General features: G+C 56.5%; 10 protein-coding genes. 8 read left to right on the forward strand and 2 right to left on the reverse strand.

Going from position 1 to position 15,527, the window contains the following annotated elements:
* Positions 1 to 311: 311 nt before the first annotated feature.
* Together ileS and purN are read left to right on the forward strand one after the other, a co-directional pair.
* Positions 312 to 3,818: an isoleucine--tRNA ligase gene (gene ileS / locus RISK_RS14305; RefSeq protein ID WP_083434976.1), complete on the forward strand. Its 3,507-nt coding sequence runs from the start codon at positions 312 to 314 to the stop codon at positions 3,816 to 3,818.
* Positions 3,815 to 4,423: a phosphoribosylglycinamide formyltransferase gene (gene purN, locus RISK_RS14310; protein ID WP_047814978.1), complete on the forward strand. Its 609-nt coding sequence runs from the start codon at positions 3,815 to 3,817 to the stop codon at positions 4,421 to 4,423. Before ileS ends, purN begins: the two co-directional genes overlap by 4 nt.
* Before the next feature lie 426 nt (positions 4,424 to 4,849).
* Here the strand turns inward: purN and RISK_RS14315 are convergent, their stop codons facing one another.
* Positions 4,850 to 6,199, reverse strand: coding sequence for a Gfo/Idh/MocA family oxidoreductase (locus RISK_RS14315; protein WP_390173937.1), 1,350 nt, complete (start codon positions 6,197 to 6,199; stop codon positions 4,850 to 4,852).
* Positions 6,200 to 6,593: 394 nt separating this feature from the next.
* Between RISK_RS14315 and RISK_RS33065 the strand changes: the two genes are divergently transcribed.
* From RISK_RS33065 to RISK_RS14345, 6 genes are all read left to right on the forward strand, one after another.
* Positions 6,594 to 7,466, forward strand: coding sequence for an SHD1 domain-containing protein (locus RISK_RS33065; protein ID WP_236696303.1), 873 nt, complete (start codon positions 6,594 to 6,596; stop codon positions 7,464 to 7,466).
* Positions 7,467 to 7,607: 141 nt separating this feature from the next.
* Positions 7,608 to 8,690 (forward strand): hypothetical protein, encoded by a 1,083-nt coding sequence (locus tag RISK_RS33070; protein ID WP_236696304.1) that lies wholly within the window; start codon positions 7,608 to 7,610, stop codon positions 8,688 to 8,690.
* Between the two features lie 211 nt (positions 8,691 to 8,901).
* Entirely contained in the window at positions 8,902 to 9,921 is a 1,020-nt protein-coding gene (locus RISK_RS14330; RefSeq protein WP_047815073.1) for an FAD:protein FMN transferase, read from the forward strand.
* A gap of 182 nt (positions 9,922 to 10,103) precedes the next feature.
* Positions 10,104 to 10,625, forward strand: a complete 522-nt coding sequence (locus RISK_RS14335; RefSeq protein WP_047814980.1) for a hypothetical protein — start codon at positions 10,104 to 10,106, stop codon at positions 10,623 to 10,625.
* Between the two features lie 43 nt (positions 10,626 to 10,668).
* Entirely contained in the window at positions 10,669 to 12,675 is a 2,007-nt protein-coding gene (speA, locus tag RISK_RS14340; RefSeq protein WP_047814981.1) for a biosynthetic arginine decarboxylase, read from the forward strand.
* Between the two features lie 88 nt (positions 12,676 to 12,763).
* Positions 12,764 to 14,332 (forward strand): carbon-nitrogen hydrolase family protein, encoded by a 1,569-nt coding sequence (locus tag RISK_RS14345; RefSeq protein ID WP_047814982.1) that lies wholly within the window; start codon positions 12,764 to 12,766, stop codon positions 14,330 to 14,332.
* A 256-nt stretch (positions 14,333 to 14,588) separates the two neighbouring features.
* Here RISK_RS14345 and RISK_RS14350 read toward each other — a convergent pair whose 3' ends face one another.
* A complete protein-coding gene (locus RISK_RS14350; protein ID WP_236696306.1) occupies positions 14,589 to 15,359 on the reverse strand; it encodes a hypothetical protein in 771 nt (256 codons plus the stop codon).
* Between the last annotated feature and the right edge of the window lie 168 nt (positions 15,360 to 15,527).

Raw genomic sequence — 15,527 nt, forward strand, 5'->3', positions numbered from 1 at the left:
ACGGACCTGTAGCCCGCGTCGCCACTCTCCCTCCCGCCGTGGCCGATGGCCACGGCGGGAGGGAGAGTTTTTTCGGGGGCTCGTTTGCCGGGGGTATGCTGCTCCGCAGCGCCCCCCCGGCTACGATGATGATGGCCGTTGGCCAACAAAACCGACTGCAAAAACGGCGTGCGCGAGGGGAGGCCGGTCATTGGAGAAGGTGAAAATGACAACGAAAGCGGCAGAACTTGGTTGGGGGTAGGGGAAATGTCCTTCAACGCATAAAACTATGCGTTGTTTTGACATTCCCATCTCATTCGTTCGGTTATCACGTGTCCGCGAATTCGACCGCTGCTTTTCGGGCCCCTGCCGCGAGCCCCCATTTCCCGACTCTCGAAGAACAAGTTCTGGCGTTTTGGGACCAGCACTCGATTTACGAGCAATCACTGGCTCGCCGCGCCAACGCACCCACCTTCGTTTTCTACGAAGGCCCCCCAACGGCCAACGGGATGCCTCACCCGGGTCACTGCCTGACACGCGCGATCAAAGACGTCTTCCCTCGCTACAAAACGATGCGGGGCTATCGCTGCGAACGCAAAGCCGGCTGGGACACGCACGGGTTGCCGGTTGAAGTCGAAGTCGGCAAAGAACTCGGCATCCACAGCAAAGAAGAGATCGAAGCCTACGGCGTTGAACCCTTCATCCAGAAATGCCAATCCAGCGTGTGGCGTTACATGCAGGAATGGCAAACGCTGACCCGCCGACTCGGGTTTTGGGTCAACCTGGAAGAAGCCTATGTGACGTACCACCAATCCTACGTGGAGAGCGTCTGGTGGTCGCTGAAAAATCTGTTCGACCGCGGACTGCTCTACCAAGGCCACAAGATCGTGTGGTGGTGGGCTCAAGGCGGCACGGCACTTTCCGCTGGCGAAGTCGGGCAGGGCTACCGCGAGGTCGCTGACCCAAGCGTCTACGTGTTGTTCCCGTTGGCTGACCAACCAGAACGATCCTTGGTGGTCTGGACCACGACCCCCTGGACGTTGCCCAGCAACATGTACGCGGCGGTGAAGCCCGAACTGGAATACGCCGTTGTCAAAGATTCCGAAACCGGTCAAGAACTGGTCCTGGCCGCCGCACTGGTGGAGTCACTCGCAGGCAAACTCAAACGCGAATTGACAGTCATCGAAACGGTCACGGGCGAGTCGCTGGTCGGCAAGCGCTACCAACCTCCGTTTGACGATTACCACTCGCGACTGGGCGATCCAAGCGGCGAATTGATCACCGGTGAAAAGGAGTCGCTGTACTGGCGCGTCGTGGCGGCTGATTTTGTGACCACGGATTCGGGCAGCGGTCTGGTTCACTTGGCACCTGCATTCGGTGAAATCGATCACGAAGTTTTGGTCACCGAGCGAACTCGATTCGTCGAGGGCCAGCGCCCCGAACTCTTGTGTGCAGTCGGCCCCGACGGAAAATTCACCGATGAGTTTGCATCGATGAAGGGCGTCTGGGTCAAGGAAGCCGACAAGACTCTGACGCGAACGTTGCGTGAGTCCGGTCGCCTGTTGCACCTGGAACAGTACCTGCACGATTATCCGTTCTGCTGGCGAGCCGACGATGACCCGTTGATCCAGTACCCTCGAGAAAGCTGGTTCATCCGAACGACCAAGTTCCGCGACTTGATGTTGAAGAACAACAGCAAGATCGGCTGGCAACCCGAACACATTCGCGATGGACGCTTTGGGAACTTCCTAGACAGCAACGTTGACTGGGCGTTGTCGCGGGAACGCTACTGGGGCACGCCGCTTCCGATTTGGGTTTGCCAATCCACCGGTCGCATGGAAGCCATCGAGTGCTACGAAGAATTGCTCGCCAAACCCGGCGTGGATGGAACGCAGGTTTGGGACAATGCCAAAGCGGCCAACCCTGAACTGCCCGACGATCTTCGCGTTCACAAACCCTACATTGATTCGGTCACCTACGATTCGCCGTTCGAATCGGGCGCCCGAATGCAGCGGGTCAGCGAAGTCATCGACTGCTGGTACGACAGCGGTGCGATGCCGTTTGCCCAATGGGGATGGCCGCATCAAAACGACGCTCAATTCCAAGAGCAATTCCCGGCGGACTTCATCAGCGAAGCCATCGACCAAACCCGCGGTTGGTTCTACAGCCAACTGGCGATCAGCACGATGTTGTTTGGCGAAGGGGCCTCGATCCGGGAAGCTGGAACTCAGGCCAGCGAATCCACACCGTCTCGCGACAGTGAATCGGACTACCCGCATCCGTTCCGCAACTGCATCGTGCTGGGATTGATGCTGTCTCAGTGGTACGAAGCGGCTGGCAAAGATGGCCAACCCAAAACGGTGTTGCTGTCCGAAGCGGAAGTCGAACAAGCCGAGGGCAAGTTCACCAAGAAGACCGGCAAGATGTCCAAGAGTCTTCGGAACTATCGCAGTCCCTCGGAGATCTTCGACAAGTACGGTGCCGATGCGATGCGTTGGTATTTCTTCGCCAATCAAGCACCGTGGAATTCGATCATCTACTCCGATCAAGCGATCCGCGATTCGATCCCCGAGTTCCTGCTGCGACTCTGGAACACATACAGCTTCTTCTCGATCTACGCTGAGATCGATGGGTTCAATCCCACGTCGGCCACCAACGCGGACGATCAGCTGACGCCCCAGTCATTGGCTTCGGCACCCACCTATCGCCCCATCAACGAACGAAGTGAGATCGATCGTTGGATCCATTCTGAATTGCATCGCACCTTGGCGACCGTCATCGACCGCATGGATGCGTTTGACAACTACAACGCGTGCCAAGCGATCACGAACTTGCTGGATGGTCTGAGCAACTGGTACGTCCGCCGCAGCCGCGATCGGTTCTGGGCCTCCGATGCCGATTCCCCCGACAAACACGATGCGTACTGGACGTTGTACGAAGTGATGCTGGAACTGACCAAGGTCATCGCTCCCTTCGTTCCGTTCCTGGCCGACACGTTGTGGAAAGAATTGACCGCGCCGTTTGGCGACAAGGTGCTGCCGAGTGTTCACCTGTGTGACTTTCCCCAACCGGATGCCTCCCGCGTCGATCAAAAGCTTTCCGACTCCATGCGATTGCTGCGAGAGATCGCATCGATGGGACGCTCGGCTCGTGCCGACGCCAAGCTGAAGGTCCGCCTGCCGCTGTCCAAGGTCGAAGTGATCCTGACGGACAATTCGTCGATCGATTGGTTGCAAAGCCACGATGCGTTGGTGCGAGAAGAACTGAACGTGAAAGCGGTCGACTACACGACCGATGGCGGCGAGTACGTCCAGTACACCATCGTCCCCAACTTCAAACGGCTGGGCCCCAAAGTGGGCAAGAACATCCCGCTGGTCAAAAAGATGCTGGGCGAAGCGGACGGCAACCAATTGCTGACTCAGCTGCAAACGGCCGGCTACGTGGAAGTTGAACTTCCATCGGGTCCCTTGAAGTTGGACGGGGAAGACATTGAGATTCGCTTGCAAGCCCGGGAAGGTTGGGCAGCTGCTCAAGGTTCAGGCTGCGTCGTCGTGCTCAACACCGAAGTCACTCCCGAACTTCGTCGTGAAGGATTGGCCAAGGACTTGATCCGCGGGATCCAAAGCCAACGCAAAGAACTCGATTGCCAATACACCGATCGAATCCGTGTGGCCGTGGAAACGTCGGATGCGGAACTGCAGGCCGCGATTGAAACCCACCGTGAAATGATTTGCAGCGAAACCTTGGCCAATGAACTGATCGCTGGCACATTGAAGAACGCTCAGCAAGTCAGCATGGAGGGCGGCGAATTGTTTGTCGCCAAGGTGAGTGACGCGTGAGCGATGCAAGCCCCCTCAAAGTAGCCGTCTTCCTCAGCGGAGGCGGTCGCACGCTGGCCAATTTGATTCGCCATCGCGATGACCATGGTCTGCCCATCGAATTTCGGCTGGTGATCGCCAGTCGAGAGGGTTTGGGCGGAATCAAAATCGCGGAGGAGGCTGGCATCGAAACACGCGTCGTTCGGAAAGGCGACTTCGATACCGACGAAGCCTACTGCGAAGCCATGTTTGGTCCTTGCCGAAACGCCGGGGCGACGCACGTGGTCATGGCGGGTTTCTTGAAACACGTTTTGATCCCCAGTGACTTCGAACAACGCGTGATCAACATTCATCCGTCCTTGCTGCCTGCCTTCGGAGGCAAGGGGATGTACGGCCACAACGTGCATGCCGCGGCGATCAAGCGAGGCGTGAAGATCAGTGGTTGCACGGTTCACTACGTTGACAACCTTTATGACAACGGGCCGATCATCCATCAGAAGGCCTGCCCGATCCTTCCCACCGACACGCCCGACGACCTCGCCTCGCGGGTGTTCCAACTCGAATGCGAAACGCTGCCCGAAGCCATCCGCATGATGGCCGCCTCGCAAGAACCCGCCGCATCGTGAAACGGTTGTAGCATGGGCACTCTTGCCCCTCAGAGTCGGCCAAGACCACCCCATCACAACCCGAAGCGTGAGCGAGGGACGCCCCCCAACTCCCACGACGGCCCCATCCGGGGCGACCGTTTGTTTTCCGGCATCGGTCTCTCGGGGCTTCCGCCCCGAGCTAAGCATGACGGCCCCATCCGGGGCGACACCCAGACGCCCGCCACCATATATTTTTCGAACGTCCCAAGGGAGGGTGATAATAAACGCTTGGCAACACGGTACTTCAAAACTGCACGACCTCCTCAACGGGCGAGGTTCGCAAGAGGTTTCGAGAAGGGCATTCAGAAGCCGCGTGACCACGACGATCAGGTGGAACGGGGGAGTTTGCGCGGACCATTTGTTGTGGTCCACCAGCCACCGATCGTCAAGCAACGCGTCAGTGAACTACAGCGTGTAGTACTCTTCCCAGCCTTTTCGGGGAGCGTGCCCCTTGAGAAGCTGGTTGGCTTGATCGTTGTTCGTGATCTCTCGCGTTTCCGCGTCAAACTTGAGAGTTCCACCAAGTCGCTGAGCGATGCAGCCAATCATGAAGACCTGCGTCAACGGACCCGAGACTGCAAACTTCGAATTGCATTCTTCTTTGCCCATCGCGGCGAGCAAGAAGTTCTTCATGTGGTTTTGGTTGGTTTCGCCTGCAGGAATCTTGGGCGTCTCGATCGCATCCTCTGAATCCGAAAGAATGCTGAGTTTCCCACTGTGCGTGCCACCGATGAATGTCAAATCATCGCTGTAGATCACCTTTCCGCAAGCGGGAACCGATTTGCCTTCGCCCAGTGCCTTCGGGCGAGGAGGCGTGTTCTTGACTCCGTCGTACCAGTTGATTGACATGGCCGGCATGCCTGGTCCACGTTCTGCGAATTCAAATGCGATCGTGGTTGCCATGGGGAAGATGTAGTCATTCTGCCCTTCCAATTTGTCGGCGCGGACTTCGTAGGGCAGTCCCAATTCGAGGAAGCGGTGAATGCTGTCCAAGGTGTGCGGTCCCCAATCGCCGAACGCACCATCGCCATAGTCGTACCAACCTCGCCAATTGCCTCCATCGAGCCGCTTGCTGTAGTCACGCATCGGTGCGGTCGCGGACCACACGTCCCAGTTCATTCCAGCCGGCATCGGCTCCGCGGCTGGGTACCCGGTCACGTCTCCCCATGGATGCCAACGACGTCCTTTGTTCATACAAGCGTCGACGCGGCGGACATTTTGGATGATTCCGTCCTCAACCCAGGTTTTGAACTGCATGCGTTGAGAAGACGAGTGCCCCTGATTCCCCATTTGGCAGATGCCGTTGTGCTTTTTTTCTGCTGCGATCAGCAGCTCACACTCCTCGAACGTGTGCGCAAGTGGTTTCTCGACGTAGGTGGCGACACCCTCTGAAATCGCACGCATGGCAATGGGAAAGTGCGTGTGGTCGGGCGTTCCCACCGTGCAAGCGTCGATCTTGCCGCCCATGTCGTCAAACATCTTGCGAAAGTCATCGTAAACCTTCGCATCAGGGTGTTGCTGTTTGAAGCGAGCGGTGCGGGACGGATCGACGTCACAAAGGGCAACGACATTGACCATGCCGGATTTGATCGCGTCGTTGCCAATGGCGGCTCCGCGATTTGTGCAACCGATGATCGCCAGGTTCAGCTTGTCGCTCGACTCGGCCGCTGTCGCGGATTGAATGCCGACGGTTCCGATGCCAATGGTCGCGGTCGTGGCCGTTTTCAGAAAAGAGCGACGGTTGGCGGTAGTCATCTTGTTGGTCACGGCGAGGAATTCCAGTTTGGCGGGCACAGGGTGTCAATTGGTTCGGGTTTCGGCCCCTCATCATACCCGATCCAAGCGAACCATTTGACTTTGAAACGACCTTTCAAGGCTGGGGTCGGACGCGCCTACGCGAAGCTTTTTGACAACGGCAGACGTCCCGAACGTCGACGCTGATTTTGGCGGAGGACACCCCAAGATCAGTAGGAACGTGAAAACAGCTTGCGAATCCTCCCAGTTGCGATTCAACCGTTGTTTGTCTTGCACCTTGATTCTCCGTCGAAGAGAATTTGTTTGAGCCCAAGTCAAATCGGGTGCTTGCCGAGCGAAGCAGTTGAAACGGACGTTCCGCTGGCATTGTGAATATTCAAGGAGAGTACCGACCATGTCATTCATCCGAAGTCTCCGAAACTCGCTGGCAATCTTGTGCTTGATGGCGGGAACTTGTGCGGCCCAACAACCCGGCTCGCGGTTCTTCACTGACCAAACCGGCAAGTTTCGAATTCGAGCCGTGGTGATGGATCTTGATGAAACCGAGGTGAAGCTCCAGAAGGCAGATGGCGTCGAAGTGGTGGTGCCATTGGCCCGACTTTCAGATCGGGACCAAACGTTCCTTCGCGACATGTTGCAGAGATACAAGGCGATGGTGGGGGACTTTCCCATCGGCACCAAGGTCGAGATCAAATCGACAGGGGGTTGGTACCCAGGCGAAGTGCTGCAGGTTCAGCCTGGCAAATACTTCATTGCGTTTGACGACTATTCGGATAGCTGGAACAAGTGGGTGACGGCGGAGGAGTTGCGATTGATTGCCGAGGCGGATCCTCCGGCTGCCGTTGCAAATGAAAATCCAGCTAGCAACTCCACCAAGCCCGAAATGGAACCGGTCGTAAATCTCCCCGAGGAGCAGAAGACCAACCTGGACAGTGCAACGATCTCGCCTCGACTGACGCTCGAACTTCCACCGACAACTCCACCGGTCTACAGTCACGAGTCGATCCAACGCCGCCGTTTTGTCGGTCACCTATCGGACAATGGATGGTCAGCTCCGATTCCAACGGAAGCGGGACCAACGCTTGAAAACTGGACCTTTCAGCTTGACCCATCTCACAACGACAAATCGTGGAATGCGTTCATTCCATCGGTCTACCGCGAGCGTGCCTTGTTGGTCCGGGATGATCAACTGGTCGCACTCAATTTGACTAACGGGAAGATTGAGTGGCAAACCGATGAACTGCCTCGCACGACGATGAATCCCTAGGCGTTGTCAGACGACGGGCGACGTCTGATCGTTTCCCTCAGCGATGAGGAATCACGACCAACCGGACTTTGCGTTTATTTGATCGAAGACAATTCGGCCACAATTGAATGGGTGTGGCGTCCTGTTCCAGAGTCGCACCAAGTGAGCCAAGTTCAATCTGCGTTCTGGCTCAAGAACGATCGTGTGGCTGTGCTCGATGAAAAACGCTTTGCGGTTTGGATGCCGGAGACGAAGTCACAACATGCCATCATCACGGCCAACAGCAAGACACCCATTGAGTTCTCGCCTGCCAGCGAGATGGCTGCCTTCTTTGTGTTTGGTCATATCACCATCTACAAAACGGATGGCATTCGAGTCTTGGCGAACACAGAACCGCTGAGATCTAGCGTGAAGAAGGTCAGTTTTGCTCCCAGTGGAACGAAGCTCCTCGTCAGCGGCGCTGGTTCTCCCACCATCGTTTCAATGAACAACGGAAAGCCCCGAACTTTGGAGGCGGAAGGACTATCGGATTCCATTGTTGAATGGATCGACGATCGCTACGCGCTCGTCGATGGAGCATCCATCTTCGATTCCAAGTCCAATCGAATCGTTTGGAAGTTCAATCTCACCTCCTATCGACAATCGGTCGGTTCCGTCAGCACACTGGCCGGGAAGTTGCTGATTCACAACGAACGCGACTCGAAGATTCTTGTTCGGGACCTGTTCGATGTCGTCTCTCCCGATCAGCTCGAGCCACCGGCTCCCAAAGTCACTTCCGTCCGCCCTGGAGCAAAGGTTGCGATTCGTGTTTTTGGATCCATGGCGGAGCAGTATCGGCAACCGATCCGAACTCAGTTGGAAGCCATGGCGAGGAAGAATGGCTGGATTGTTGACCAGGACGGCCCGTTCGTCCTCCGAGCCGACGTGAACCAAGTGACTGAATCCGTCAGCTTTGAAACTTCCAACATCATCGGATTTGGCAAGAAGAACGAGACGATTCCGGTGACTTATGGAACCTATCGTGTCGCGATGTACGCTGGCGATGATGCGTTAATGATTCGGGGCTTCAATTCGTTGGTAACCACGATGGGGGTGATTCCGCGAAGCAAGACCCTTCAGCAGTGGGTCAATGATCGCAGCGAGTTTGACATCGCCAAGATCAAAACGGTCACGTTCCCAGAAACCATCGAACCCAAACCAGAGAAGGAAACGATCGGATCGACGGATCTCTGGGAGATTCCTTGACTCCAGATTCAGTGGTTTGCTGCGCCGCTTGCTCTCGAAACCGGGCTGTCGTTCACCACATCAGGTGCGGGGATTTGTCACGTGAATCGATGGGGTTTCCCAATGGAGTGACCTTGCCCCTATCATGTGTTGCCGGCCAGCGAACGGCCGGGAACATTGAAAAGGTTGGCTTTTAGGGAAGATTGAGTTGTTGGAATTGACGCATCGTGCGATGGCATGTGACTTTGTGGTGCTGGTGCCGGATGAGAATCAACGGGTCGGCAATCGCTCGGTCGCCGATGTTGTGTTGCGGCACCTGGAGGCAATTGAAGAGATCGAGCGAGCTCTCACGGTTTATCGGGACGACAGCGAAATCGCTCGCATCAACGCGTTGGCGTTTGAGCAAGTCGTTCACGTGAAGCCACCCACCTTTGACTTGCTGGTCAAAGCGAATGCGTTGGCGGAGAAGACGCAGGGTGCATTCGACATCACTGCCGGGCCATTGGTCGAGACGTGGGGATTCACTAAACGGGAAGGCCGCAAGCCGAAACCAGACGAAATTGAGCTCGCCAGGTCTCGTGTGGGTTGGGAACATCTGATGCTGGACACGACTAACCGAACCGTTCGCTTTGGTGTCGAAGGCATGGCGTTGAATCTGGGGGCAATCGGCAAGGGCCACGCGATTGATGTTTTGGCCGCAGCGATGCGGGCAGACGGCATGCGTGACTTCCTCATCCATGCGGGGCACAGCAGCGTTCTGGCGGCTGGGAATCAGCAACCGTTGGAACCATCGAGCTCCGAGGACATCGTCCGCGCCAAAACGGAACTCAATGAAGTCTCCGAACGGAACAAGGATGCAGCCACCCAAGAAGAAGCCCCGACGGGTTGGCTGGTCGGCGTGTCACACCCCACTCGTCCGGGACGTCGATTGGGCGGGCTTTGGCTGCGTGACGAAGCGTTGTCGACCAGCGGCAGTGGCAAGCAATTTTTTCACCACCAGGGCAAACGATACGGCCACGTCATTGATCCACGAACGGGATACCCCGCTGGCCAGTGGTTGTCGTTGACCTTGACGACGACTCATGCGGTGGATGCGGACGCCTTGTCGACCGCTTTGTTTGTGATGGGAAACGAGGACGCGAAAGCGTATGCTGCTGAACACGGCATTGGATTGATTTTGGTCCGTGCTGGAAAACGCCAGGAAGAGGTCTCGATCGACAAAACGGGGCCCTTGATCTGGCACGACAATTGACCATCGTTGGAACATCCCTTGGCGGCCCGTTGGCGGATGGCCCATTCACCGGGCCCAGGTCTCGAAGCCACAACTTTTTCCAGCCGTTTCGGTGAATCGGTCGGCGATCGTTTGGTCCTTTGATTCCATTGCGTTCTGGCTGACACACCTCACCTCTGCATCGTCCTCGCTGACACCCTTCCATGTCCGATTCATCCACCAGCACCACACCAACAACCGCTCCTCCAACGGAATCGAATCCGGCGGTTCATGATCCACCGCGATCCATCGCGCCGACGCCTCAGTTGTCCAGACGCGGCCTGTTCCTCGCTTTGGCGACGGTCTGTTTTGTCCCGCTGTTCGGGCTGAGTCTGTACGCAGTGATCTTCGGCAAAGCCAGCGAACATGGTCTTCCGGTCGAGATTCTGATCGACCGCCGGCCGCTGATGACCGTGCAAGGCAACTCGCAGTTGTTGGACGATGTCTTGGTGGTGACCAACCAAGCGGACTTTGAGATCCCCAATGTCACGATGAATTTGAACGGCCAGTACTTTCTGTACCAGGACAAGCCGCTGGGCGTGGGCGAAACTCTGGTTCTCCGCCAAGCCGCCTTTGCCACCAAAAGCAGCCAATTCTGGGTTCCTGGACGCTATCCAATCACAGAAATCACGGTAACTGGGAAGTTGCCCACTGGTGCGCGGGGCGTGAAAGAGGTGCAATTCTGACTCTCACGTTTCAAACACAATTTTCTTACACAGGGAACTCTGGGTGAGCTCGGTTTTGGATCCCAAATGGACGCGCAGCGACGCGTCCCAAACGTACGACATCGATCGCTGGGGCGGAGGTTATTTTTCAATTTCCGAATCGGGCACGGTGTTGGTTTCACCCGACCGGGATTCGTCCCAGAGCATTGACTTGAAGGAGCTGGTCGATCGCTTGGGACAACGCAATTTGGACCTGCCGATTCTGTTGCGATTCAACGGGATTTTGCGTGACCGGCTGCGCCAATTGGACGAGTGTTTCAAGAATTCGATCCGAGACCACAAGTATCAAAACCGCTACCGCTGCGTGTTCCCGATCAAGGTCAACCAGCAGCGCGAAGTCGTCCAACAGATCGTCAGCGAGGGCGCCCGACTGGGGTTCGGCATTGAAGCGGGCAGCAAACCCGAGTTGGTCGCCGCGGTGGCAATGGGCGACGCCAGCGTTCCTGTCGTCTGCAATGGTTTCAAAGACGAAGAGTTCATTCGATTGGCTCTGTTGGCGCAGCGTCTTGGCCGGGTTGTGTTGCCCGTCGTTGAAAAGGTCAGCGAACTGGATCTGATCTTGGATGTGGCCAAGGACATTGGCGTGCGTCCAACGATCGGCATGCGTGTGAAGTTGGCGACTCGAGGCAGCGGTCGTTGGCAGGCCAGCGGAGGTTACCGCAGCAAATTCGGGCTGACGGTGGCTGAATTGCTCGATCAGCTGGATCGCTTGATCGCGATGGACATGGGCGACTGCCTGCAGTTGCTGCACTTCCATGTCGGCAGCCAAATCGGAAACATTCGGCAACTGAAATCGGCCATTTTGGAAGCGGCTCGAATCTACGTGGACTTGGTGCGTCGCGGCGCAGGCATGCGTTACCTGGACGTCGGTGGCGGCCTGGGCGTCGACTACGACGGTTCACGCAGTGACAGCGAATCCAGCATGAACTACACGATGCAGGAATACGCCAATGACGTCGTCTATCACACGCAAACGGTTTGCGACGAAGCCGGTGTGCCGCACCCCGAACTGATCTCAGAATCGGGTCGGGCCGTCGCCGCTCACCACAGCGTGTTGGTGATGGAGACGCTGGGCGTGACCTCGCAAGGCGTCGCGAATTTGCCCTCGTGGGCGAAAGTCGAAGGCGAGCCAGTCTCACCAGATCACGGGGGCAGTGAGATGGACTCCGTCGGAGCCATTGAGACTTCCGAGATGGAAGGACCACCTCAGTCTTACGAACAACCGGTGCATGATCTGTGGGTTGGTTATGTGAACATGACGCAAGCCAGCATGATGGAGACGTTTCACGACGCGCAGGTATCACTGGATCTTTGCATGAACCTGTTCAGTGGTGGTTACTTGCCATTGGAACAACGTGTGGCCGCGGAAAACCTGTACTTCGCGATCTGCCACCGGGTGCGAGAGCTGGCCGAATCAATGAAGGAACGTCCCGACGATTTGAAGCATCTCGACCGAATGTTGTCGGACATCTACTTCGCGAATTTCTCTCTGTTTCAGTCGATGCCGGATTCCTGGGCAATCGATCAACTGTTTCCGATCATGCCAATCCACCGGTTGCTGGAAAAGCCAACCCGCCACGCGGTGCTGGGGGACATCACCTGCGACAGCGACGGCAAGGTTGACGCGTTCGTTGGCGGCGGTGGGCGGCAGCGAACATTGATGTTGCATCCGCTGAAATCCGGCGAACCCTATCAGTTGGCGGTGTTCATGGTGGGTGCCTATCAAGAGATTCTGGGAGACCTGCACAACTTGTTTGGCGACACCCATGCGGTCCACGTGGACATCGAGGACGGTGTGACCAAGGTCCGCTCGATCGTCAAAGGCGACACGGTCTCGGAGGTCTTGGGCTACGTCCAGTACGAGGACCGTGAGCTGATCGAGAACCTGCAAGATTCGGTAGAAACCGCGATTGGCAAAGGGAGCATCGATCATCAGCAAGCTGGCGAGACCGTCGCCGCCTACGAACGCGCACTCAGCGGATACACGTATCTGTCGACACGAACAAAATGATTCGTGGATCTGCTGTGGTTCCGTGGCAGACTTTTTGCACGGTTCGATTTGAGTCGTTTCCTTCTCTTCGGTTCTATGACTGCCCTTTATGTCGTCGCCCACACCTGACTTTGACGTTTCGAACTTCGAACGCGAACTGATTCTCCGAAACATGCGGCTGGAGGACTACGATTCGATGGTCGAGATGCAGCTCGCTTGTTTCCCTGACATGCAACCGTGGACACGAGAGCAAGTCGAAAGCCAGCTGGCGCACTTTCCAGAAGGCCAGATTGTGATCGAATGCGACGGGAAGTTGGTCGCCAGTAGCAGCAGTTTGTTGCTGCACTACGACGACGACTTGGAATGGCACGACTACAAGAAGATCGCCGACAGTGGCTTCATTCGAAACCACCAACCCACCGGCGACACGCTGTATGGCATCGAAATCATGGTGCATTCCGATCTTCGAGGGATGCGTTTGTCGAGGCGTTTGTACGACGCCCGCAAGGAACTCTGTCGTTCACGAAACATCGAACAGATGATCGTTGGTGGACGCATTCCGGGCTACCACTTGCACGCCGATGAGATGAAGGCGAGTGAGTACATTGACCGAGTGATCGACAAAACGTTCTTCGATCCAGTTCTCACGGCGCAAATCGCAAACGGGTTCTCACTACAAGGCTTGATCCCGAACTACTTGCCAACGGACATGCAGAGCTGCGGTTACGCGACATTCTTAGAATGGCGGAACCTTGATTATGTCTCGGCGGCGAAGCGACGTTTTCGCCGCACTGTCCGTCCGGTGCGAATCGGTGCGGTGCAGTATCAGATGCGGGCAGTGAAAGACTTCGAAGAGTTCGCTCAGCAAGCACGCTATTTTGTCGACGTGGCGGGGGATTACAAATGTGATTTCTTGTTGTTCCCTGAGTTGTTCACCACGCAATTGCTTTCGTTCCTGCCCAATGAGCGACCGGGACAAGCCGCCCGGACATTGGCGGAGTTCACGCCGCAGTACCTGGAATTGTTCAGCCACTTGGCGGTCAAGTTTGACACCAACATCATTGGCGGTTCCCACTTTGTGATCGAAGACGAACGACTCTACAACGTCGCGTTTTTGTTTCACCGAGACGGGGGAATCGACAAGCAGTACAAGCTGCACATCACACCCAGCGAAAGAAAGTGGTGGGGCGTCGTTGGCGGTCCAGGCATCGAAGTGCTACAAACCGATTGTGGACCGATCTGCATTCAGGTGTGCTATGACATTGAGTTTCCCGAGCTATCACGAATTGCGGTTCAGAAGGGCGCCCAACTGATTTTCGTTCCGTTCAACACGGACAACCAACATGGTTACTTGCGTGTGCGGACTTGCGCTGCCGCACGCTGTGTCGAAAACCATGTTTTTGTCGCGATCGCGGGCTGCACTGGGAACCTGCCGTTTTGCGAGAACGCGGACATTCACTACGCCCAGTCGGCGGTGCTGACGCCATTGGATGTCACGTTCGCTCGTGAAGGCATTGGGGCCGAAGCGAATCCGAATGTGGAGACCGTCGTGATCTATGACGTTGACCTGGAGTTGCTACGCCGACATCGAGAACAAGGCAGCGTGCAGAACTGGAACGACCGCCGGTTGGACCTGTACAACGTCACCGAGACACCCCCAGTCGAAGGTCCTCAGTAGGCAAGCCGAGGGTCGGATTCAAACGACCGCCCACGCTTGCGTCGAACGGCAGCCTGGCCCGAGTCACCCTCCACAAAACTACAAAAAAGGAGCGCGTACAAATTGAATTGCACACGCTCCTTTTGCTGTGGTTGTCTTTTCAATGGCGGCTTCTTAAACCGAACAATTTCAAAACTCGGCCAGTGCGGAAGCGGATTCGCGATCCCTCACGCAAACGGGCCAAACGGCTCGCATGGTTCTGCCCGATCATTCTTGCTTAGTAGAGCAGGAGCTCAAAACCGGCTTTGAGCACGACTGCGTCATCGAAGCCCATGTTCGCTCCATCCCACGTTGCGTAGTCGGCCAGGTAGTCGATTCCGAGGACGGTGCGACCGGGAATGCCCCACACGCAGATGTCATGTTTGACATCGATGCCGTACGTGGTGGTAAATTTGTTGTTTGAGCCGGTCGTCAGTCCGTCGCTGCTGACGAATTGCCCATCCAGGTCATAGAGCCCGAGACGCAGGTCAACCCAAACGGGGCGACGACCGAATGCAGTTTCCCAACCGGCCACCACGACGGCACCGCGGTAGGAGTTGTCCAGCTCGTTGTCGCTGATCTCTTGCTTCCATTCCATTTGGCTGTAGCCGGTTCCAGCGGACAAATCGTGCACCCCAAAGGTCCACGTGTCACGAAGGATGGCGTCGAAGCCGTACATTTCAGTGTTATCGGAAACGGCGTACGTGACGTTTCCTTCGACGCTGGTTCGGTACCCATCAAAGCGGTGATGACCGCGAATGTCGGTCAGGAAACCAACTGAGTCACCGGAGTCGCCTTGGTAGGTCGGCAGCAGGGGTGCCCAAATCGCTTTGCGACTGGTCAGCTCAGTGCCTTCGACGGCATGGGCGGAGGATGCCGACCAGGTCACGGCAGCGAACCCCACAAGGGCCACGGCAATTCGCAGGATGGATTCGAATCGTGTCTTTGTCATCGCGTCGCTCAGCTTGGCATTGGGAGGATGCACAGGGGCGAACAAACTGCGGCTCATTTGCCGGGGCTTGTTCGAATGACGCGAGGACCGCCTCACGCGTCTGTCTGAGTTGACTTCGGCCGAGAAGCCGCAGTGGCGACGAACAACTTTGTTGATTTGCCTCAAGTCCGAATCAGAAGCGGTTGCGTGATTCGTTTGTCGATATCACAACGGCGACCACGTTTT

The organism is Rhodopirellula islandica (assembly GCF_001027925.1).
Taxonomy (GTDB): Bacteria; Planctomycetota; Planctomycetia; order Pirellulales; family Pirellulaceae; genus Rhodopirellula; species Rhodopirellula islandica.